23 protein-coding genes are annotated in these 19,406 nt (G+C 68.8%); 9 read left to right on the forward strand and 14 right to left on the reverse strand.

Translation table 11 applies throughout. The features are described 5' to 3' along the window. Positions 1–112: 112 nt before the first annotated feature. The 6 genes from ACIGFL_RS19890 to ACIGFL_RS19915 form a co-directional block, all read right to left on the reverse strand. Positions 113–436: a DUF3325 domain-containing protein gene (locus ACIGFL_RS19890; protein WP_397498301.1), complete on the reverse strand. Its 324-nt coding sequence runs from the start codon at positions 434–436 to the stop codon at positions 113–115. Further along, positions 433–1,956, reverse strand: a complete 1,524-nt coding sequence (locus ACIGFL_RS19895; protein ID WP_397498302.1) for a PepSY-associated TM helix domain-containing protein — start codon at positions 1,954–1,956, stop codon at positions 433–435. The genes ACIGFL_RS19890 and ACIGFL_RS19895 overlap by 4 nt, the downstream gene beginning before the upstream one ends. Then, positions 1,953–2,249 (reverse strand): hypothetical protein, encoded by a 297-nt coding sequence (locus ACIGFL_RS19900; RefSeq protein ID WP_021443557.1) that lies wholly within the window; start codon positions 2,247–2,249, stop codon positions 1,953–1,955. Before ACIGFL_RS19900 ends, ACIGFL_RS19895 begins: the two co-directional genes overlap by 4 nt. A 163-nt stretch (positions 2,250–2,412) precedes the next feature. Beyond that, a complete protein-coding gene (locus tag ACIGFL_RS19905) occupies positions 2,413–4,860 on the reverse strand; it encodes a TonB-dependent siderophore receptor (RefSeq protein WP_397498303.1) in 2,448 nt (815 codons plus the stop codon). Between the two features lie 88 nt (positions 4,861–4,948). After that, positions 4,949–5,890 (reverse strand): FecR domain-containing protein, encoded by a 942-nt coding sequence (locus tag ACIGFL_RS19910; RefSeq protein ID WP_397498304.1) that lies wholly within the window; start codon positions 5,888–5,890, stop codon positions 4,949–4,951. Continuing rightward, positions 5,887–6,390, reverse strand: a complete 504-nt coding sequence (locus tag ACIGFL_RS19915; RefSeq protein ID WP_397498305.1) for a sigma-70 family RNA polymerase sigma factor — start codon at positions 6,388–6,390, stop codon at positions 5,887–5,889. The genes ACIGFL_RS19910 and ACIGFL_RS19915 overlap by 4 nt, the downstream gene beginning before the upstream one ends. A 245-nt stretch (positions 6,391–6,635) precedes the next feature. Between ACIGFL_RS19915 and ACIGFL_RS19920 the strand changes: the two genes are divergently transcribed. After that, entirely contained in the window at positions 6,636–6,899 is a 264-nt protein-coding gene (locus ACIGFL_RS19920; protein WP_397498306.1) for a YebG family protein, read from the forward strand. 54 nt (positions 6,900–6,953) lie between these two features. Here the strand turns inward: ACIGFL_RS19920 and ACIGFL_RS19925 are convergent, their stop codons facing one another. Beyond that, positions 6,954–7,208: a hypothetical protein gene (locus tag ACIGFL_RS19925; protein WP_397498307.1), complete on the reverse strand. Its 255-nt coding sequence runs from the start codon at positions 7,206–7,208 to the stop codon at positions 6,954–6,956. Between the two features lie 101 nt (positions 7,209–7,309). On the opposite strand from ACIGFL_RS19925, the gene ACIGFL_RS19930 reads away from it, so the two are divergent. Further along, complete coding sequence (locus tag ACIGFL_RS19930; RefSeq protein WP_397498308.1) at positions 7,310–7,714, forward strand: DUF488 domain-containing protein; 405 nt, start codon at positions 7,310–7,312, stop codon at positions 7,712–7,714. Between the two features lie 2 nt (positions 7,715–7,716). Here ACIGFL_RS19930 and ACIGFL_RS19935 read toward each other — a convergent pair whose 3' ends face one another. The 4 genes from ACIGFL_RS19935 to ACIGFL_RS19950 all read right to left on the reverse strand — a co-directional run bounded on the left by ACIGFL_RS19935 (position 7,717) and on the right by ACIGFL_RS19950 (position 12,193). After that, the gene (locus ACIGFL_RS19935; RefSeq protein WP_397498309.1) at positions 7,717–8,823 is read right to left on the reverse strand and encodes a dihydrolipoamide acetyltransferase family protein; all 1,107 of its coding nucleotides are present in this window, start codon (positions 8,821–8,823) and stop codon (positions 7,717–7,719) included. Between the two features lie 155 nt (positions 8,824–8,978). Then, complete coding sequence (locus ACIGFL_RS19940; protein WP_397498393.1) at positions 8,979–9,965, reverse strand: alpha-ketoacid dehydrogenase subunit beta; 987 nt, start codon at positions 9,963–9,965, stop codon at positions 8,979–8,981. Positions 9,966–9,975: 10 nt separating this feature from the next. Continuing rightward, entirely contained in the window at positions 9,976–11,067 is a 1,092-nt protein-coding gene (pdhA, locus tag ACIGFL_RS19945; RefSeq protein WP_397498310.1) for a pyruvate dehydrogenase (acetyl-transferring) E1 component subunit alpha, read from the reverse strand. Positions 11,068–11,170: 103 nt separating this feature from the next. Next, on the reverse strand, positions 11,171–12,193 hold the full coding sequence (locus ACIGFL_RS19950) for a Leu/Phe/Val dehydrogenase (RefSeq protein WP_397498311.1): 1,023 nt from the start codon (positions 12,191–12,193) through the stop codon (positions 11,171–11,173). Between the two features lie 105 nt (positions 12,194–12,298). Here ACIGFL_RS19950 and ACIGFL_RS19955 point away from each other — a divergent pair, with 105 nt between their 5' ends. From ACIGFL_RS19955 to ACIGFL_RS19985, 7 genes are all read left to right on the forward strand, one after another. Next, a complete protein-coding gene (locus tag ACIGFL_RS19955; protein WP_397498312.1) occupies positions 12,299–13,102 on the forward strand; it encodes a SirB1 family protein in 804 nt (267 codons plus the stop codon). A gap of 164 nt (positions 13,103–13,266) precedes the next feature. Beyond that, complete coding sequence (locus ACIGFL_RS19960) at positions 13,267–13,938, forward strand: DUF3313 domain-containing protein (RefSeq protein ID WP_397498313.1); 672 nt, start codon at positions 13,267–13,269, stop codon at positions 13,936–13,938. 74 nt (positions 13,939–14,012) lie between these two features. Further along, on the forward strand, positions 14,013–14,366 hold the full coding sequence (locus ACIGFL_RS19965; protein ID WP_397498314.1) for a DUF3302 domain-containing protein: 354 nt from the start codon (positions 14,013–14,015) through the stop codon (positions 14,364–14,366). A gap of 3 nt (positions 14,367–14,369) precedes the next feature. Next, positions 14,370–15,329 carry an HlyD family secretion protein gene (locus ACIGFL_RS19970; protein WP_397498315.1) on the forward strand — a complete coding sequence of 320 codons (960 nt, stop codon included), beginning with the start codon at positions 14,370–14,372 and terminating at the stop codon, positions 15,327–15,329. Positions 15,330–15,392: 63 nt separating this feature from the next. Further along, complete coding sequence (locus ACIGFL_RS19975) at positions 15,393–15,761, forward strand: DUF5064 family protein (RefSeq protein ID WP_397498316.1); 369 nt, start codon at positions 15,393–15,395, stop codon at positions 15,759–15,761. A gap of 54 nt (positions 15,762–15,815) precedes the next feature. Continuing rightward, positions 15,816–17,144, forward strand: a complete 1,329-nt coding sequence (gene potE / locus ACIGFL_RS19980) for a putrescine-ornithine antiporter (RefSeq protein ID WP_397498317.1) — start codon at positions 15,816–15,818, stop codon at positions 17,142–17,144. A gap of 10 nt (positions 17,145–17,154) precedes the next feature. After that, positions 17,155–18,048, forward strand: a complete 894-nt coding sequence (locus tag ACIGFL_RS19985; RefSeq protein WP_397498318.1) for an amino acid ABC transporter substrate-binding protein — start codon at positions 17,155–17,157, stop codon at positions 18,046–18,048. Positions 18,049–18,056: 8 nt separating this feature from the next. Here the strand turns inward: ACIGFL_RS19985 and ACIGFL_RS19990 are convergent, their stop codons facing one another. The 3 genes from ACIGFL_RS19990 to ACIGFL_RS20000 form a co-directional block, all read right to left on the reverse strand. Next, positions 18,057–18,413 carry a PilZ domain-containing protein gene (locus ACIGFL_RS19990; protein ID WP_021442481.1) on the reverse strand — a complete coding sequence of 119 codons (357 nt, stop codon included), beginning with the start codon at positions 18,411–18,413 and terminating at the stop codon, positions 18,057–18,059. A gap of 59 nt (positions 18,414–18,472) precedes the next feature. Further along, complete coding sequence (locus tag ACIGFL_RS19995) at positions 18,473–18,895, reverse strand: DUF4124 domain-containing protein (RefSeq protein ID WP_122108733.1); 423 nt, start codon at positions 18,893–18,895, stop codon at positions 18,473–18,475. 70 nt (positions 18,896–18,965) lie between these two features. After that, positions 18,966–19,340 (reverse strand): tol-pal system YbgF family protein, encoded by a 375-nt coding sequence (locus tag ACIGFL_RS20000; RefSeq protein WP_021442408.1) that lies wholly within the window; start codon positions 19,338–19,340, stop codon positions 18,966–18,968. Positions 19,341–19,406 lie beyond the last annotated feature (66 nt).

Consider the following 19,406-nt stretch of genomic DNA (forward strand, 5'->3'; position numbering starts at 1 on the left):
CCGGACATCCGACATGGATGCCCGCCCCCAGCGATCATGCAGGAAAAACACCAGCCTCAGGATGATGCCGGCGGACGCGCAAAAGGCACAGGCGCAGATTGCCGCAGGCGCGCTACAACAGCCAGCCGAGCCCCCCGGCGGCCAGCAGCGGCGCGGCGGCCGGCAGCGCCCAGCGCAGGCGCCAGGCCAGCAGGGCGACCAGCAGCAAGGCGGCGAGCATCAGTTGGCACAGCCACAGCAGCGCACCGATCTCGCCGCCCTGGCTCAGGCTGCACAGCCCCAGGGCGAGGCCGAAGCACAGCGCCGCAGCCAGGCGCAGGCCGCGCTGGCGCACGCGCCCCGGCTCGCCGCCGAGCAGCGGCTTGTGGTGACGCGGCATGGCCAGGCACAGGGCGAGCATGCCGAGATAGGCCAGGGCGAAGGCGAGCAACATCACAGCGCCTCCCCGGCCGGCTTGCGCGGCGCAGGCACCGGCCTGGCCAGCGGTTGCGCGCCCAGGCGCCAGGCGCACAGGGCGCAGAGCAGGCCGGCGAGCAGCAGGAACGCGTCGACCCCGGCCAGCGCCCAGTCGCCGCGCGCCAGGCTGGCCAGCAGATGGCCCTGCGGCGCGAGCAGCGCCGACAGCAGCGGCAGGCCGAGGGCCAGCAGCGCGCCGAGGCGCAGTTGCCGGCGCAGCAGCTGCGCGCTGTGCCGTTGCCACACGGCCCACAACGCCAGCAGCGCCCAGCTGGCGACGAACACCCAGGCCTCGGCGCTGGCCCGCGCCGCGAGGTCGTCCGGCAGCAGGCGATTGCCCCACAGCAGCGCCAGGCTGGCCAGCGGCAGGCCGGCGAACACCGCGCCGTTGAGCGCCCGCACCAGGCCGATGCCAGGCCCGCCGCGGGCCGCGCGCTTGCTCAGCCAGACCCGGCTACCGGCCACCAGCATGGCGCAGCCGGCCAGGCCCAGCAGCAGGTAGAGGCCGCGCACCAGGGCGCCGCCGAATTGCGCCATATGCAGGCCGACCAGCCACAGGTAGGCGCCGTAGCCGGCCGGCGCGCGCTGCGCGTGGAGCAACTCGCCGCTGCTGGCATCGAAACTCAGGGTGTCGGCCGGGATGGCGATGCGCGAGCGATCGGCGCGACGGATCTCCACCACCGCCGAGGCGTCGTCCGGGTGGTGCACGCTGATCCGCCCCGGCTCGCCACCCTGCCAGTGGTCGCGCGCGCGCTCGATCAGTAGGTCGAGGGAAACCGGCGCCGGTGCCGGACGCTGCAGCTCCTCGCGGTGATAGCCGCCCATCACCTCGCTGAAGAAGTGCTCGATGTCGCTCTTGTAGGCCACCTGGGCGCCGGCCGGCATATAGGAGGCGACGAAGACTGCCACGCCGGTGTAGGCCAGCACCAGGTGGAAGGGCAAGCCGGCGACGCCGAACAGGTTGTGCGCATCCAGCCAGGCGCGCTGGCCGTTGGCGGCCGGGCGCAGGGTGAAGAAATCCTTGAAGATGCGCCGGTGGATGATCACCCCGGAGACCAGCGCCACCAGCATGAACATGCCGGCCAGGCCGACCAGGTAGCGCCCGGCCATGCCGCCGTGCAGCTCGTAGTGCAGCTTGAAGAAGAAGTCGCCGCCCTGGGTCTCGGGCAGGGGTTGCAGGCTGTGCGGGGCGAAGGCGCGGCGCTCGATGCGCTCGCTGCCGTCCACTTCCCAGGCCAGCTGCCAGAAGGGCTCGCGCGCGCTCGGCGGCACCATCCAGAAGGCATGCAGCCGGTCCGCGACGTTGCCCTGCAGCCAGCCGCGCAGCTGCTCGGCGCTCAGCGTGGCCGCCTGCGGCCGGTGCAGCGCCGGACGCATCCAGCGCTCCAGCTCCTTGTCGAAGCAGGCCACAGTGCCGCTGAACAGGATGACGAACAACAGCCAGCTGGGCAGCAGACCGCCCCAGGTGTGCAAACCGGCCATGGATTGACGCAGGCTCATGGGCGCGCTCCGAACTCGGCGGGGAGGAAGGCGGCCAGGCACAGCAACAGCGCCAGCCCGAGCGGCAGCGACCAGGCGCGCAGGGCGCTGCGCGCGGCGAACACGTAGATCACCGCGGCGGTCCACACGGCGAAGCACAGCAGGCTGGCGAACACCACGCGGTCGGCGCGCGCCAGCGGCAGGTAGACGGCGAAGAACGCGGTAAAACCGTAGGCCAGGGCATAACCACCGAACAGTGCGGCCAGTATTCGCGAGGCGATGCTCCAGGGGGTCGGGGAAGGTTGCTTGCTCACGGTCGGCTCGTTGTTCGCTGATCGGGCTGGGGCCGGCGCCCGCAGGACGGGCGCCGAGCTTGAGTAATGTAAACAGTCTGTATGGCGACGCCATATTAGTGAGAAGTGTTTTTATTTGAAATATCAGTCGTAAAAATGGCCGCCGCCTGGCGGCCTTTTCCACTTACCAGCTGTAACTGGCGCTGGCAGTCAGGGTGCGGCCGTAGCCGTAGTAGCAGGTCACCTCGCTGCAGGAGGTGTCGTACTCCTTGTCCAGCAGGTTGCTGGCGTTGAGCGCCAGGCGCATGCCGTCCAGCTGGTAGTGCAGGCTGGCGTCGACCAGGCTGTAGGCCTCGGACTCGACGCTGACGATGGGCTCCAGGGCCGGGTTGAACGCCCGCGCGGCGTTGCGCCCGGTGTGCCGGCTCTCGCCGACGTATCGCACGCCGATGCCGCCGCCCAAGCCCTTGAGCGCACCGCTCGGCTGGGTGTAGTCGAGCCAGGCGCCGGCCGAGTCGCGCGGCGTGCGCGGCAGGCGGCTGTCCTCCTCCCAGGGGTTGGGGCTCTTGCTGACGAAGGCGTCGGTGTAGCTGTAGAAGGCGGTCAGGTCCAGGCCTTCGGCCAGGCTGGCCAACGCCTCGATCTCGACGCCGCGCGAGTTGACCTCGCCCACCTGACGGCGCAGGTTGCGCCCCGGATCGCTACTGGAATCGTTGAGCACGTAGTCCTGCTTGGTCAGGTCGAACAGTGCCAGGCTGACGAAGCTGCGCGCGCCCTCGGGCTGGTACTTCACCCCGACCTCGTACTGCTTGCCGCGCTCCGGGTCGAAGGGCTTGCCGCTCAGGCTGTCGCTGCCGCTGACCGGGTTGAACGACTCGCTGTAGCTGACATAGGGCGCCAGGCCGTTGTCGAACAGGTAGACCAGTCCGGCACGGCCGCTGAAGGCCTCGCTGGTGGCCCTGCTGTCGGCGCGCAAGGCGTCGTCAGTCTGGTTCACCGCCCAGTCGTAGCGGCCGCCGAGCAACAGCCGCCAGTGCTCGCCCAACTCGAGCTGATCCTGCAGGTAGAGGCCGGTCTGGCGCACCAGCAGGCTCTGCTTGCGGTCGATCCCCGGCGGCGCCACCGGCCGGCCGTACTGCGGGTCGAGCAGGTCCAGCGGCGGCACCGCGGCGCCGTAGTAGGCCGCCTCGTTGGAGCGGCTGCGGCGCCAGTCGAGGCCGAGCAGCAACCTGTGCTGGACGCTGCCGGTGGCGAAGCTGGCCTCGGCCTGGTTGTCCACGCCCCAGCCGCTCATGTGCTCGTCCTGAATGCCGGCGTTGCGCAGCAGGGTGCGACCGTCGGACGGCAGCACGGCGTAGGCATTGATATAGCGGTAGTCGAGGTCGACGTCGTCGTAGCGCAGGTTCTGCCGCAGGGTCCAGGTGTCGTCGAGACGGTGCGACAGCTGATAGCCGACCGAATAGTAGCTGCGCTGGAAGTCGTTGAAGTCCGGCTCGCCATCGAAGAAGTCGGCGTCACGGTCGTAGGGCAGATTGAAGGCCTCGCGCAGGTAGGGCGAGAAGTGCGTGCTGAAGCCGTAGCGCCCTTCGTCCTTCTGGTAGGCGGCCTGCAGGGTCAGCTCGGTGTCGGCGTTCGGGCGCCAGGTCAGGCTCGGCGCCAGCAACTGGCGCTGCATGCCGGTCTTGTCGACCTGGGCATTGGCGTCGTTGCCGAGCATCACCACGCGGTAGAGCAGCCTGCCGTCGTCCGTCAGCGGCCCGCTGAAGTCGCCGGCCAGTTCCGCCAGGTCGTCGCTGCCGGCGCGCACGCGCACTTCGTTGTGCGCGGTCTCGCTAGGCCGCTTGCTCACCAGGTTGACGATGCCGCCCGGCTCGGCCTGGCCGTAGAGCACCGAGGCCGGGCCGCGCAGCACCTCGATACGTTCCAGCGCCCAGCTGTCCAGACGCGGCAGGCCATAGGTGCTGGCCGGTTGCACCAGGCCATCGCGGAAGACCCGGGTCTTGGCGTCGAAACCGCGGATGCTGAACCAGTCGTAACGGGTGTCGAAGCCGTAGGGCACGCTGATGCTCGGGGTGTAGCGCAGCGCCTCCTCGAGGGTGGTGACGCCGCGCGCGTCCATCTGCTCGCGACTGATCACGCTGATCGCCTGCGGGGTTTCCAGCAGCGGCGTGTCGGTCTTGGTGGCGGTGGCGCTACGAGTGGCGACATAGCTGCCGACCGGCCCATTGGCGCGCTCGGCAAGCTGGGCGGTGACGGTCTGGCTCTGCAGCTCGAGACTGCCGGACGCCGCCCGCGGCGCCGGCTCCAGGCGATAGGCGCCCTGCCCGTCCGCCACCACGCGCAGGCCGCTGCCGGCCAGCAGCTGGGCGAAGCCCTGCGCCACCCCGTATTCGCCCTGCAGACCGGAACTGCTGCGGCCGCGGGTCAGCGCCGGGTCGAAACTGAGCAGCACGCCGGACTGGCGGGCGAACTCGGTCAGCGCCGCCTCCAGGCCGCCGGCACCGATCTGGTAGGACTGTGCGGCCCAGGCCACAGGCGCCGCGGGCGACAACGCCAGCGGCAGGCTTAGACTCAGCAGCGCGGCGCGTACGGCACGCGCCAGGGGCTGGGGACGACGAACAACGCGGGGCATGACGACTCCTTCGGCATAGCGTTAGGTAACGATTGCCTGGGAAGCCGGACGAACGCGAAAAACCTGCAAAGGAATCTGCGAATTATTTTCATGCAGCCTGCAGACTGACCCAGAAACGGGTGCGATAGACCACCCGCACCGGCAGAGTGCGGGCCAGCATCGCCAGTACACGGTCGCCGTCGTCCAGTGGGAAGACCCCGGAGATGCGCAACCCGGCCACCTCCGGGGCGCAGCGCAGCACACCCGGTCGCTGGCGCCCCAGCTCGGCGAGAAACTCCGCCAGCGGCATGTCGTGGGCCACCAGCAGGCCGTCTGCCCAGCGCCCGCGGTCGACATCGGCGGCGCCCAGCGCTTGCAGCGCGCCTTCGCTCAGCCTTACCCGCTGCCCGGCCTCGACCCGCTGCGTCACGCCGCCCCACGGCCGTGCCTCGACCGTACCCTGATACACCGACAGTTCGCAGGTATCCGCCTGCTGACGCACCTGAAAGCGCGTGCCGAGGGCGCGCAGCAGGCCCTGCTCGGTACTCACCAGGAACGGTCGACCGAGCGGATCAGCGGCGGTCTGCACCAGGATCTCGCCCTGGTACAGCTGGATCAGCCGGCGCTCGGCGCCATAGTGGATATCCAGCGCGGTATCGCTGTTGAGGTGCAGGGTGCCGCCGTCGGCCAATTGCAGGCGGCGGCGTTCGCCGGTGCCGGTGCGCTGTTGCGCCAGCAACGGCTGCCAGGGCTGCAGGTGCTGGCCCAGCACCCCCGCGGCCACCAGGGTGCCGAACAGGCCCAGTTGCTTGAGGCTGCGCCGCCGCTGGCGATCCACCTGCGCACCGGCCAGCGCATGGCGAGCCAGCGGCGCGGACAACCCGGCAAACGGCTGGCCCAGTTGCTCCAGGCGCTGCCAGGCCTGCTCGTGCTGCGGATCGGCCGCCCGCCAGTCGGCGCACAACCGCCACTCCTGCGCCGTAGCGGTTCCCGAGGACAGCCGCACGCGCCAGGCGATGGCCTGCTGCACCACCTCGTCCAGCGCGCTCATGGGTAAGCCACCCGGTAACAATGGGCGAAGGCCTGGGTCATGTACTGCTGGACGGAACTGACCGACAGGCCCAGGCGTTCGGCGATCTGCGGGTAGGTCAGGCCGTCCAGTTGCGACAGCAGGAAGGCTTCGCGCACCGCCGGCCTGAGTCCGTCGAGCAGGCGGTCGATGGCCACCAGGCTTTCCATGACCAGCGCCTGGCTTTCCGGCGAGGGCACCTGCGGTTCGGGCAACTGCGCCAACGCCTCCAGATAGGCACGCTCCAGGCTGGCGCGACGGTAATGATCGATCAGCAGGCCGCGCGCCACCGTGGCGAGAAAGGCCCGCGGCTCGCGTACCGCTGGTGCCTCGCGCTGCAGCAGCAGGCGCACGAAGGCGTCCTGGGCCAGATCGGCCGCCTGCTGCGGGCAGCCCAGGCGCTGCCGCAGCCAACCGAGCAGCCAGCCGTGATGGCCGCGATAGAGCGTGGCGAGGGAGTCGTTCGAAGCGGAGTGGGCCATCGCTGGAATGTTCCGAGAGACAGTAAAGAGCGAATGCGAATATATTGCATTTGAAAAATACTGTCACTCTGCCTTATCGCGCGGCACGGCCCTTTCAGGCCCCGAGGGGGCCAAGACATGACTTACCGCGAATGCCGAGCTATTCAATGCTGGCCAAACGGCAGCGAGTTCTTTATGCTCGCCAGCACTGTACAAATAACCAGTTAAAAACTGATCGACACGCATGAAGGCAGACGAGGTGATGAATGGCCGTCGAAGTGGTGTACCGCAGCAGCCGCGATCCGGAGCGCTTGTTTATGGATAAGGCCGAAGCCGACCGTCACGACAAGATGCTGGAACTGGCCGAGCGCCTCAGCCAGGTGCTGCACAAGGCGGTGCCGTCGCTGAGCGAGGAACAGGGCGAGGAGCTGGGCATCTTCATGGCGAAGAATCGCGAGGTCTTCGCCAAGGCGTTCAAGAGCCAGCCCGATGCCCTCGACGAGCTGGAAAGCGACGCCGCCGACGAGTGACCCTATCCCCCTGGCCCCGCCGTCCGCCCTGGACGCGGGGCTTTTTTCATAGCATCAAGCCGCTCCGCCGCTATCGCTCGCCCGGTACTGCGCCGCGGCGCGTTCCAGCCAGGCCGGCAGTTCGCGCCGGCGCACGCCTTCGCGCTGCGCCCGGGCCAGCTGCTCGAGCATGTACTGGCGCATCGGCGCGTCGCCTGCGGCCAGCGACAGCGCCAGGTCGCGGTCGCTCCACCGGCGGATGCACCGATACAGCCACCAGTGGAAGTACAGCCCGGCGGCCGTGGTGACGACGATGATGAAGTAGTCCATGGCATGCCTCCTCGCCCGCCACGCTAATCCAGCGGCGCCGCGGCGCCAAGTGCAGGATTGCCGCAGGGTCATGGGCTAGGCTCTGAGCGAGGAGGCACAGCATGATCCAGTGCAAACGGGTTTATCTCGGCGCCGCCGCGGGCGACGGCCGCCGCGTGCTGGTCGACCGCCTGTGGCCGCGCGGCCTGGCCAAGGAAAAGCTGCAGCTGGACGCCTGGCTGCCGCAGGTGGCGCCCACCAGCGCACTGCGCAAGGCCTTCGGTCATAAGATCGGCGCCTTCGCGGATTTTCGCCGCGCCTATCTGCAGGAACTGGCCGGCCATCCCGAGCACTGGCAACAGCTGCTGCACTGGGCCGCAGACGGCCCCCTGACCCTGCTCTATGCCGCCCGCGACGAGGCGCACAACAACGCCCGGGTGCTGGCGGAGTTTCTCGAGGACGAGCTGGAGCGCCATGGCACACCGAGCTCGCCGGTGTGCTATCGGGGTGAGTTCGACGGCGCTTGAGTTCAATCCGGCTGCTGCAGCGCCTCGACCAGCGCCTTGAGAAAGCGCGCTGCCTCGCCGCCGGTGACCGCGCGGTGGTCGAAGGTCAGCGACAGCGGCAGGATCGGGTGCACCACCACCTGACCATCGACCGCCACCGGCTCGTCGCGGATGCCGCCGGCGCCGATGATCGCCACCTGCGGCGGCACCACCACCGGGTTGGCGTAGCGGCCGAACAGGGTGCCGAAGTTGGACAGGGTCAGGGTCGCGCCCATCATCTCCTGCGGCGGAATGGAGCGTGCGCGCACGTCGGCGCGCAGGCGCGCGACGCCCTCTTTCAGATCCTCGGCACTGCGCGCGCCGACATTGCGCAGCACCGGCACGAACAGGCCGTCGGGGGTATCCACGGCTATCCCCAGGTCGAGCTGGGCATGGCGCCTGATCGACAAACCCTTGCCGTCGAACCAGCTGTTAAGCACCGGCTCCGCCGCGCAGGCCACCGCGATGGCCTGGGCGATGCGCACCAACGGGTCGCGCGCCTCGCGCCAGCGATGCAGGTCGGCGTCGCCGACTATCACCACCGGCACCACCTCGGCATGCGCGCGCGCCATGTTCAGCGCCATGCTGCGCCGCACGCCGCGCAATTTCTCGCCGCCGAAACGCTCGCGCGCGCCCTGGCTGGCGCCCTCGACGTCGGCGCGGGTGATCAGGCCGTCGGCGCCGCTGCCCGGCACGGTGGCCAGGTCGACGCCGAGCTGGCGCGCCAGCTGGCGCACCGCCGGCGTGGCGCGCGGCGCCAGGTGTTCGCGGGTGCTCGGCGCGGCACCGACGAAAAAGCTGTCCGCGCCGGCCTCGCCACCGCCCTCCAGGCGCCCGACCACCGTGCCGGCGTCGGCTTCACCCTCGTAGGCAGCCAGCGGCTCGCCGACATGCAGGATGTCGCCCTCCCTGCCGAAGGTCTTGACCAGCACCCCGTCATAGGGCGCAGGGATATCGACTATGGCCTTGGCGGTTTCCACCGACACCAGCAACTGGTCGGCCTTGACCTGGTCGCCGGCCTTGACGTGCCACTCGACGATCTCGGCTTCCTGCAGGCCCTCGCCCAGGTCGGGCAGTTTGAAATATTTCATCGTGGTGCTCCTTGGGTCTTCTGCTCGTCTAGACCCTCTCCCCCGGCCCCTCTCCCGCATGCGGGAGAGGGGAGCAAAAGACGCACGCGCCAGAATCCACGTCGCGGCCGGCCCCCTCTCCCATTAATGGGAGAGGGCTGGGGAGAGGGCAGCCCCTAGGCATAGTTCAACACCGTCTCGCAGGCGGCGAGGATGTCCTCGACGCCAGGGATATACAGCTGCTCCAGGCGATACAGCGGCGGCGGAATATCCGGCGCAGCGACCCGCTGGATCGGCGCCTGCAGGTCGAGCAGCGCACGCTCGTACAGGCTGGCGGCGATTTCCGCGCCGACCGCGCAGCTCTTCGGCGCCTCGTGGACGATCACGCAGCGCCCGGTCTTGCGCACCGAGGCCTCCAGGGTGTCGAGGTCCAGCGGCTTGACGCAGGCGACGTCGATCACCTCGGCCGCGATGCCACGCTCGGCCAGCCGGTCGGCGGCCTGCAGCGTCTCGTGCACGCTCGCACCCCAGCTGATCAGGGTCAGGTCGCTGCCTTCGCGCAGGGTAAAGCAACTGTCCAGCGGCAGGCGCTTGCCATCGTCGGCCAAGGGTTGCGGGTTCATCCGGTACAACCGGGTGGGTTCGAGGAACACCACCGGGTCGGGGTCGTCGATGGCGGCCAGCAGCAGGCCGTAGGCGCGCGCCGGCGAAGACGGCATGACCACGCGCAGGCCGGGGATATGCGCCAGCAGCGCCTCGGTGCTCTCGCTGTGGTGCTCCGGCGCGCGAATCCCGGCGCCCATCGGCGTGCGCAACACCAGCGGGCAGCTGAGGCGGCCGCGGGTGCGGTTGCGCATCCGGCTGGCGTGGCAGATCAGGTGATCCAGGGCCGGATAGATGAAGCCCATGAACTGGATCTCCAGCACCGGCTTGAGCCCCTGCGCGGCCATGCCGACGCCGAGCCCGGCGATCATGGTCTCGGCCAGGGGGGTGTCGATCACCCGCTTGAAGCCGAACGCCTCGCGCAGCCCGGCGGTGGCGCGGAACACCCCACCGTTGACGCCGATGTCCTCGCCCAGCAGCACCACGTTCTCATCCTCGGCCATGGCCCGGTGCAGGGCCAGGTTGACCGCCTCCAACAGGCTGACTTTCTTCTCGCTCATAGCTGGTTTGTCATTCATGGCCGCTCTCCTCCCGCCGCGCAGCGCGCTCGCGCAGCCATTCGCGCTGCTCGGCCAGGGCCTGCGGCCATTGGCCGTAGACATGCTCGAGCGCCGCCTCGGCCGGCGGCATGAGCGTCGCCTCGAAGGCCTCCACCGCGCGCTGCACCTCGGCCTGGCACTCGCCGACCAGGGCCTGCTCGCGCTGCGCATTCCACACGCCATGGCTGACCAGAAAGGCCTGCAGGCGCGCCACCGGCTCCTCGCGCCAGGCCTGCTTGACCTCTTCGGCCGGGCGATAGCGGGTGGCGTCGTCGGCGGTGGTGTGGTCGCCCAGGCGGTAGCTGAGGCACTCGATCAGGGTCGGCCCCTTGCCCTGGCGCGCCCGCTCCAGCGCCGCCTGCACCCGGTCGTACACCGCCAGCACGTCGTTGCCGTCGACCTGCTCGCCGGGGAAGCCGGCGCCGATCGCCTTCTGCGCCAGGGTCGGCGCGCCGCACTGGATGCGCCGCGGCACCGAGATGGCCCACTGGTTGTTGTTGACCACGAACACCACCGGCAGCTGCCAGGCGCCGGCGACGTTGAGCGCCTCGAGAAAATCGCCCTTGCTGGTGGCGCCGTCGCCGCAGGTGGTGACGGCGACGCGGTGCTGGCCGCGGATCTTGAACGCGCTGGCCACGCCGCAGGCGTGCAGGGCCTGGGTGGCGATCGGCACGCAGAGCGGGAAGTCCTCGGCCACCGCCGGGTCGACATAGGCGCTGCCGCGCTCGTCGCCGCCCCAGTAGAGCAGGATCTCCTCCATGCGCACACCGCGCATCACCTGCACCGCGGTGTCGCGGTAATAAGGCACCAGCACGTCGTCGGCGCGCATGGTCGCGCCGATGGCCACGCCTATGGCCTCCTGGCCGATGGTCGGCGCGTAGGTGCCGATGCGCCCGGTGCGCTGCAGGGCCACCGCCTTCTGGTCGAACAGGCGGGTCAGCAGCATCTGCCGGTACAAGCGGATCAAGAGTTCGAAGTCGTCGCTCCAGGCCGGCAGCTCGGCGCAGGGCGTGCCGTCAGCGGCAAGGTAGCGGGTATGCGGCAGTTTCGGCTGTTCGGACATGGCAGTCTCCTCGGCATCTTGTGGACACCTTGCTGGCCCCGGGCTGGTGGCCTGGGGCCGGATGCGCCGCCACGCGGGTGGGCGTGGCGCGCGCAGCGGGCCATCAGGGCCCGTAAAGCAAGCGTTCGGCCAGGCTGTCGGCGACCCGCGCCGGGGAGCGCTTGTCGGCCTGGGCATGGGCGTAGATCTCGGTCAGACGCAGGCTGATCTGCGCCAGATGGGCGGTGATCGCCGCCAGCTCCTCGCCGCGATGGCGCAGCGCGACGTAGATCAGCCCACCGGCGTTGAGCACGTAGTCCGGCGCGTAGAGGATGCCGCGTGCCTCCAGCTCGTCGGCGATCTCCGGGTTGGCCAGCTGGTTGTTGGCCGCCCCGGCCACCGCCGCGCAGCGCAGCTGGCCGACGGTCTGGCCGTTGAGCACGCCCCCCAGGCCGCAGGGCGCGAGGATGTCGCAGGGGGTGGTGAGCAGCGCCTCGCTGGCCACCGGATGGGCGCCGAGCTGCTCCACCGCCAGCTGCACCCGGCCGGGGTCGAGGTCGCTGACCAGCAGCTCGGCGCCGGCCGCATGCAGTTCCTCGGCCAGGGCGAAACCGACGTTGCCGAGGCCCTGGATGGCGATGCGCAGCCCCTCCAGATCGTCGCTGCCAAGGCGCGCCTGGGCAGTGGCGCGAATCCCGGCGAACACCCCCAGCGCCGTATGCGGCGAGGGATCGCCCTCGCTGGTGGTGCTGGTGGCATGGCGGGTGTGCTGGGCGATGCAATCCATGTCGACGCTGGAGGTGCCACTGTCCATGGCGGTGATATAGCGCCCGTTCAGCGTCTCGATAAAGCGGCCGAAGGCCTCGAACAGCGCCGCGCGGTTGGCCACGTGGGGCGGACGGATGATCACCGCCTTGCCGCCGCCGTGGGCGATGCCGGCCAGGGCGGCCTTGTAGCTCATGCCCTGGGCCAGGCGAATGGCGTCGCGGATGGCGCTCTGTTCGTCGGGATAGGCCAGGTAGCGGCAGCCGCCGAGGGCCGGGCCGAGACGAGTGTTGTGGATGGCGATGACGGCCTTGAGGCCAGTGGCCGGATCCTGCGCCAGGTGCAGGGCCTCGAGGCGGGCGGCTTCCATCATGCTGAACATGGGCGAGCTCCCGGTCTGACTTTAGGCCTCAGTATAGGTGGCTGGGCGGAGACTGGACGCGGATCGGCCGAAGGGCTACAAGAGCAGGAGTCACCGGAGAAAGCGATGAGCCCACGCCAAGCCTGCCTGCTGTGCCTGGAGCGCGATCCGCCCGAACCGTTCGAGGCGGCGCTGTGGATCGCCGCCGAACACGATGGGCAAGTGCAGCCGGCGCAGGTGCTCGGCGAACTGCACGGCCTGCAGCTGCAGGTCAGCGCCGGACTACCCGCCCTGCCGGCGCGCGAACTGGCCCAGCCGCTGTTGCGCCGGCTCGCCGAATTGGACTTTCAGGAAGACGACGAAGGCGTCACCCGCCCCCGCCATGCGCTGCTCCACGAGGTGCTGCGCCGGCGCCGCGGACAACCGCTGCTGCTGGCGCTGATCGCCCTGGAGCTGGCTCGGCGCCTGGACATCCCCCTGCAGGGGGTGAACTTCCCCGGACATTTCCTGTTGCGCGTGCCCGGCGCCGATCACCTGCTCGACCCCTGCGGCGGTCGCCGCCTGTACACCCGCGACTGCCGCGAACTGCTCTACCGCCAGCTAGGCCCGGATGTCGCGCTCAGCGCCACGCACCTGCACAGCGCCGACGCCCGCGCCATGCTGCAGCGCCTGTCGCGCAACCTGCGCCTGTTGCACCTGCAGCAGGACGACGACCTGGCCGCCCTCAAGGACGCCGAACGGGTGCTGCAGATAGGTCCCGCGAGCATGGTCGACCATCTGGCGCGCTCCGACATCTACCGCAATCTGGCCTGTCCACAGGGCGAACGCTACGACCTCGAACGCGCCCTGCTGCTGTGCGACGACGCCGCCCTGCGCCTGCAGCTGAGCCAGCGCCTGCGCAAGCTGGACAGTGCGCCGGCGTTGCATTGAGCGGCGCCTGAGCGGCAAACCGCGCAACGTTCTGCAGCGCCCCGCACGATCTTTCGACCGGCCCGTGTAACTGGATATTTCCCGCCTACACTTTCGCTTGTTCGGCCTTCTGCCAACGCAGCGAACACCACGAACGCACGAATGACTCCACGAAGGGAAATAGCATGCAAAGACTCCTTGGTTTGTCGCTGTTGGCGGCCGTTCTGAGCACTGCCGGTTGCAGCAGCACCCTGGTGGCCCCCGAGCAGTATTCGGGTTTCTTGCAGGACTACAGCCGCCTGAGCGAGCAGCAATCGCCGTCCGGCGCCAAAGTGGCGCGCTGGATCGACCCGGATCTGCAGATCGCCCGCTACAACCAGCTCTTTCTGGAACCCAGCCAGTTCTACCCGCAGCCGCAACCCAGCGCCCGTCTGTCCCAGGAGACCCTGCACGGCATCACTCGCTACTTCGATACCGCGCTGCGCCGCGAGCTGAGCAAGGTCATGCCGCTCAGCGACTCGCCCACCGCCGGCACCCTGGTGTTGCGCCCGGCCATCACCGCGGTCTCGGCCTCGACCGAAGGCCTCAAGCCCTACGAAGTCATTCCCATCGCCCTGGTGGTGGCCGCCGCCAGCACCGCGGCCGGCACCCGCGACCAGCAGGTGGAGATCGCCGTCGAGGCCGCGGTCATCGACGCGCAGAACAGCCGCGTCGTCGCCCAGGTGGTACGCAAGGGCAGCGGCCTGGACCTGGAGAACGACGAGCAGGTGATCAGCCTCGACAACGTCAAGCCGGTGATCGATGTCTGGGCCAACGACATGCGCCAGTCCGTCGAGCAGCTCAAGGCCAAGCGTTGAGAACTAGTCTGCCGGCACCGCTGCGGATCGTCCGAGCGGTGCCGTACGCAGAACAGCCGCATTAGGGAGGCAACATGCTGGACTACTTCGCCCTGGGCGTACTGATCTTCGCCGCCGTGGTGCTGTTCTACGGCGTCATCGCGATCCACGATATTCCCTACGAGATCGCGGTGCATCGCAACCACCCCCAGCAGGACGCCATTCATGTGGCGGGCTGGGTCAGCCTGTTCACCCTGCATGCGATCTGGCCCTTCCTGTGGATCTGGGCGACGCTCTACCGCGAGGATCGCGGCTGGGGCTTCGCCACCACGGCCAAGGCGGATACGGCGCGCCTGCAACAGCTGGAACAGCAGGTGGCAGCGCTCCAGGCCCGTCTGGATGCGCTGGAACAGCCACCCGCCGAAGCACCATTGGAGGCGAGGGACTGAGCCATGGACCTGCTGCTGATACTCACCTACACCGCCATCTGCGTCGCCATCTTCAAGATCTTCAAGATCCCGCTGAACAAGTGGACGGTGCCCACCGCGGTACTGGGCGGCATCGTGCTGATCGGCACGCTGATTTTCCTGATGAACTACAACCACCCCTATTCCGAGGTCTCGCGCAGCTACTTCGTCAGTACCCCCATAGTGCCGGCGGTGAGCGGACAGGTGATAGAGGTACCGGTGCGTGGCAACCAGTTGCTGGAAAAGGGCGACGTGATCTTCCGCATCGACCCCACCCCCTTCGAGAACCGCGTGCGCTCGATCAAGGCTCAGCTGGTTTCGGCCAAGGGTGACCAGTTCCGCGCCAGCGAGCTGGTCAAGCGCAACCTGGGCAATCGGCGCGATCTGGACATCACCACGGCGCGCGTGGACGATCTGCAGGCGCAACTCAATATCGCCCAGTTCGAGCTGGACAACACGGTGGTGCGGGCGCCGTCACGTGGCTACGTGACCCAGGTGGTGCTGCGCCCCGGGGTCTATGCGGTGAAGATGCCGCTGCGTCCGTCGGCGATCTTCATTCCCCAGGAAGAGTATTTCTACGTGGCCTGGATGCGCCAGAACAGCCAGCTGCGCCTGACCCTGGGCGATTCCGCCGAGATCGCCCTCGACGGCCTGCCCGGCCAGGTGTTCCAGGCGCGGGTCAAGCAGGTGCAACCGGTGATTGCCGAGGGCCAGGTGCAGCCTGGCGGCAATCTGGTGGGCGTGACCGGCGCCATGCCGGCCGGACGCGTGCCGGTGGTGCTGGAAATCATCGACCCGGCCTTCGAGCCCTACAAGGAGCTGATACCGGGCGGCGCCTACGGCCAGGCGGCGCTCTACTCCGAGCACTTCCCCCATGTGGCGATCCTGCGCAAGGTGCTCCTGCGCATGGCGGCCTGGATGAACTACATCTTCCCGTTCCACTGACGCCCGCAACCCACCCGGCGACGCCTGGCACAGGCGCCGCGCCATGACACAGAGGAGTCCATCATGTTCGAACCCGGCCACCTCAACCGCAAGAAACAACCCGGCATGCCGGGCGTCCCCGATTACGACATCGACGTCTACTACGACGTGCGCCACGACCCCAAGGAGGGTGTGCTGTTGCACTTCAAGCTGTCCGGCCAGGTCGCCGGCCGCAGCGTCGCCGAAGAGTTCGACATGCACCGCGACACCGCCTTCAACTTCGCCAGCCGCCTGGCCAAGGCTGCAGTGAAACTGGGACTGCCGCCCAACGCCAGCCCGATCATGCGCAGCCACGGCGAGTACGACGCGATGTTCGCGGACATCCGCAAGAAGCTCAACGTCAACCCCGGCGACCCGGTGGACTTCGACCACTTGGACAAGGACGGCTGCTGACCCTGCGCCCGCCGCTCGTATCCCTCCACCCACGCGTAGCGCGAGGATCAGGCCATGGCCGACGCCAGCAAGAAGATGGGCCTGACCGGCCTGACCACCCTGGTGGCGGTCAACATGATGGGCTCCGGCATCATCATGCTGCCCTCGAGCATGGCCCAGCTCGGCGCGGTGTCGCTGCTGTCCTGGGTGGTCACGGCGGTCGGCTCCATGGCCATCGCCTACGGCTTCGCCCAATGCGGCATCTACTGCCCGCGGCCCGGCGGCATGTCGGCCTATAGCGAGGAAGCCCACGGCAAGTCCGCGTTCTTCCTCTGCTCCTACCTGTACTTCCTGTCGCTGGTTATCGGCAACGTGGCCATCGGCATTTCCGCGGTCGGCTACCTCACGCCTTTCTTCCCCTGGCTGGGCAGCAGCGCCGGCGCCCTGGTGCTCGGCACCGTCGGCCTGATCTGGCTGACCATCCTGGCCAACCTCGGCGGCCCCAGCCTCACCGGGCGCCTCGGCGCCGTGACCGTGTGGGGGGTGATCATCCCGGTGGCCGGCCTCGGCCTGATCGGCTGGTTCTGGTTCCAGCCCAGCCTGTTCCGCGAGGCCTGGAACCCCAACGACCTGGCCGTCGGCGATGCCATCGCACAGAGCATCCCGCTGACCCTCTGGGCCTTTCTCGGCATGGAGTCGGCGGCGCAGAACTCCGATGCGGTGGACAATCCCAAGCGCAACGTGCCGCTGGCCTGCCTGCTCGGCACCCTCGGCGCCGCGGTGGTCTACGTGCTGTCGACCAGTGTGATCCAGGGCATCATCCCCAACCCGGAGCTGGCCAACTCCAGCGCGCCCTTCGCCCTGGTCTACGCGCGCATGTTCAACGACGGCGTCGGCGACGTCATCATGGCCCTGGCGGTGATGGCCTGCCTCGGCTCCCTGCTCGGCTGGCAGTTCACCCTGGCGCAGACGGCCAAGGTCACCGCCGAACAGGGCATGTTCCCCAAGCTGTTCACCCGGGTCAGCTCGCGCGAGGCACCGCTGCTGGGCCTGCTGTTCTGCGGCGTGCTGCAAAGCCTGATCGCGCTGTCGACCATCTCGCCCAACGCCAGCGCCCAGTTCAACAAGCTGGTGGGTCTGGCCGCGGTGACCAACATCATCCCCTACGTCACCTCCCTGACCGGACTGTTGGTGATCATGCACAAGGCCCGGGTGACGCCCCAGGTATTCCGCCGCAACAGCCTGATCCTGCTGGTGGCCATGCTCTACTGCTTCTATGCCCTGTACGCCTCGGGCCTGGATGCGGTGTTCGGCGCGGCGCTGGTGATGGTGGTCGGCTACCTGCTGTTCGGCGCCATCGCCAAGCGCTTCGTCGGTGCCCTCGACAGCCTTGGACGCCCCTAGGAGAACCGGCATGCCCATTCCCTACCTGGCCCGGCTGCTGCTCCTCTGCGCCTGGCTGCCTGCCATTGCCAACGCCGCCACCCTGGAGCGCATCCGCGACAGCGGCCAGCTGGTACTGGGCTTCGTGCCCGGCAACCCACCCTTCTCCGACGGCGACGCCCGGCAGGCCGACGGCTATGCCATCGAGCTGTGCCGCCGCGTCGCCAGTCAGGTACAGGAACAGCTGGCCATGCCCCACCTGCAGCTGCGCTACCAGCCGCTGACCACCGGCGACATGCTCGACGCGGTGGCCGCCGGACGCGTCGATATCCTCTGCGCGCCCGTGGTGGAGAGCCTGGAACGGCGCCGCCAGGTCAGCTTCTCCCTGCCGATCTTCACCGCCGGCCTGGGCGTGGTGGTGCGTCAGGACGCTCCGGCGACGCTACTGCTGCCGCTCAAGGGCGAGGCGGCGCACAGCGGCCCGACCTGGCGCGCCACCATCAATCAGGGCCTGAACCGCCACCGCTTCGCCGTGCTCGAGGGCACGGTCAGCGTCGACTGGGCGCGCACGCGCATTCGCCAGCTCGGCCTGCAATCCGAGCTGGTCGAGGTCGACAGCAATCGAGAGGGCGTCGAGCAGGTGGTCAGCCGCCGGGTCGACGCCTTCTTCGCCGACCGTCTGGTGCTGCTCAACTACCAGGCCCAGCATCCGCAGGGCGCACAGCTGTGGGTGCCGGAGCGCCTGTTCGAAGTGGAAGCGGTGGCCATGCCGCTGGCCCGCGACGACGAGGACTTCCGCCTGCTGGTGGATACTGCGCTCAGCCGGCTGAACCGTTCCGGCGACGGCGAGGCGCTCTATCGCCGGTTCTTCGGCGAGCTCAGCGAGCAGAGTCGGCTGATGTTGCGGCTCAACTCGCGGCCCTGAGCCCGCGCTCAGGCCGAGGCGGCCAGGCTGTGGAAACTGAAGTAGTAGCGCAGGGCGTCGACCATCTCGACGTAGTCGGCCGGCGGCGCCACCAGGGCGAAGCCGGAGTCGTAGCTGCCGGGGGTGACGTCCTCGCGGCACCACTGGCAGGTGGCGGAGAAGTCGACGAAGTGCTGGCCGTGCTGGCCGGGGATCTTCAGACGCATGTCGAAGCGCGCACCCACCAGCATCGGCAGCTGGCTGATCAGCATCAGGCCGTCCAGTGAGACATTGCCGATGGAGCCCATCGGCTTGTCGGTGATGCGGTTGAACACCTTCAGGTAATAGGGCAACTGATGGCGTTCGATTCGACGTTGGCTGCGCATGCTGGCGAATCGCTACAAGGGGCTTTGAGTATGGCCCCGAAGCCGCCGCTTAACCAGCCTCAGCCACAGCGCTCGGCGATGCGCGTGCGCAGCTGGCGACGAGCGGTGTCGGTCTCTTCATCACTGTAATAAATGCGCTCGCCATTGGCGTCCGTGCGGTAGTAGCTGAAGCCTTCCGGAATCTGCGCCAGGCGCCGGCGCAGGTCGCGGCACTCGGCGGCGCGCGCCTCGCGCTGTTCGGCCGCGGCGGCGGCGGCCTGCTGTTGCTCCTCGCGGCGGGCATCGAAGAAGCGCTGGCTGCGCGCCTCGCGCTCGCGGGTGTGTTCGTCGCGTTCGACCACCTGAGGCTTGACCTCCACCGGCTCGGCGCCGGCGCCCGGGCGCTGGCCGAAATGCACGCGGCCCTGGGCATCGGTCCAGCGATAGATTTCCGCTGCGGCCAGGGCCGGCAGCAACAGGGCGACAAGCAGCAGGCTGCGCATGCTGATCCTCCGTGAACAGGTGGCCCAGCTTAAACCGCCGCGCAGCCGGCGCAAATGGCTGACGATCGGCTCACAATGGCGCCGGCGTAGCCTTGGCCGGCTCCGCCGGGTTGTGGTGGCCGAGCTGCTCCAGGGTCTGCAGACGCGCGCGAGCGCGGTAGGCGTACTCGCTGGTCGGGTAGCGGCTGATGATGAACTGGTAGGTCTGCGCCGCGTCGACGAACAGGTTCTCGCGCTCCAGGCACTGGCCGCGCAGCAGCGAGATTTCCGGCTGCAGGTAGCCGCGCGAACGGCTCTTGCGTTCGGCCTTCGACAGCTCCAGGGCGACGCAGGCGCAGTCGCCATCCTCGTAGGCGCGATAGGCGTTGTTCAGGTGATGGTCGAGCGACCAACGGGTGCAGCCCGTGGCGACCAGCGCCAGGGTCAGGATGATCAGGGTTCGCATGGGCAATTCCTCCGCTGAGCAGTGTATCGACTGGCGCCGGGAAAACTGAACCGCCGCAAACCTCCG

Source organism: Pseudomonas sp. NPDC077649, assembly GCF_044542855.1.
In the GTDB taxonomy this organism is placed as follows: Bacteria; Pseudomonadota; Gammaproteobacteria; order Pseudomonadales; family Pseudomonadaceae; genus Aquipseudomonas.

Bases quoted from the DNA above. Each gene is read 5' to 3' on its own strand.
- ACIGFL_RS19895 (WP_397498302.1), bottom strand. From the start codon at position 1,956: ATGAGCCTGCGTCAATCCATGGCCGGTTTGCACACCTGGGGCGGTCTG.
- ACIGFL_RS19905 (WP_397498303.1), bottom strand. From the start codon at position 4,860: ATGCCCCGCGTTGTTCGTCGTCCCCAGCCCCTGGCGCGTGCCGTACGC.
- ACIGFL_RS19910 (WP_397498304.1), bottom strand. From the start codon at position 5,890: ATGAGCGCGCTGGACGAGGTGGTGCAGCAGGCCATCGCCTGGCGCGTG.
- ACIGFL_RS19915 (WP_397498305.1), bottom strand. From the start codon at position 6,390: ATGGCCCACTCCGCTTCGAACGACTCCCTCGCCACGCTCTATCGCGGC.
- ACIGFL_RS19920 (WP_397498306.1), top strand. From the start codon at position 6,636: ATGGCCGTCGAAGTGGTGTACCGCAGCAGCCGCGATCCGGAGCGCTTG.
- ACIGFL_RS19925 (WP_397498307.1), bottom strand. From the start codon at position 7,208: ATGGACTACTTCATCATCGTCGTCACCACGGCCGCCGGGCTGTACTTC.
- ACIGFL_RS19930 (WP_397498308.1), top strand. From the start codon at position 7,310: ATGATCCAGTGCAAACGGGTTTATCTCGGCGCCGCCGCGGGCGACGGC.
- ACIGFL_RS19935 (WP_397498309.1), bottom strand. From the start codon at position 8,823: ATGAAATATTTCAAACTGCCCGACCTGGGCGAGGGCCTGCAGGAAGCC.
- ACIGFL_RS19940 (WP_397498393.1), bottom strand. From the start codon at position 9,965: ATGAGCGAGAAGAAAGTCAGCCTGTTGGAGGCGGTCAACCTGGCCCTG.
- pdhA (WP_397498310.1), bottom strand. From the start codon at position 11,067: ATGTCCGAACAGCCGAAACTGCCGCATACCCGCTACCTTGCCGCTGAC.
- ACIGFL_RS19950 (WP_397498311.1), bottom strand. From the start codon at position 12,193: ATGTTCAGCATGATGGAAGCCGCCCGCCTCGAGGCCCTGCACCTGGCG.
- ACIGFL_RS19955 (WP_397498312.1), top strand. From the start codon at position 12,299: ATGAGCCCACGCCAAGCCTGCCTGCTGTGCCTGGAGCGCGATCCGCCC.
- ACIGFL_RS19960 (WP_397498313.1), top strand. From the start codon at position 13,267: ATGCAAAGACTCCTTGGTTTGTCGCTGTTGGCGGCCGTTCTGAGCACT.
- ACIGFL_RS19965 (WP_397498314.1), top strand. From the start codon at position 14,013: ATGCTGGACTACTTCGCCCTGGGCGTACTGATCTTCGCCGCCGTGGTG.
- ACIGFL_RS19970 (WP_397498315.1), top strand. From the start codon at position 14,370: ATGGACCTGCTGCTGATACTCACCTACACCGCCATCTGCGTCGCCATC.
- ACIGFL_RS19975 (WP_397498316.1), top strand. From the start codon at position 15,393: ATGTTCGAACCCGGCCACCTCAACCGCAAGAAACAACCCGGCATGCCG.
- potE (WP_397498317.1), top strand. From the start codon at position 15,816: ATGGCCGACGCCAGCAAGAAGATGGGCCTGACCGGCCTGACCACCCTG.
- ACIGFL_RS19985 (WP_397498318.1), top strand. From the start codon at position 17,155: ATGCCCATTCCCTACCTGGCCCGGCTGCTGCTCCTCTGCGCCTGGCTG.
- ACIGFL_RS19990 (WP_021442481.1), bottom strand. From the start codon at position 18,413: ATGCGCAGCCAACGTCGAATCGAACGCCATCAGTTGCCCTATTACCTG.
- ACIGFL_RS19995 (WP_122108733.1), bottom strand. From the start codon at position 18,895: ATGCGCAGCCTGCTGCTTGTCGCCCTGTTGCTGCCGGCCCTGGCCGCA.
- ACIGFL_RS20000 (WP_021442408.1), bottom strand. From the start codon at position 19,340: ATGCGAACCCTGATCATCCTGACCCTGGCGCTGGTCGCCACGGGCTGC.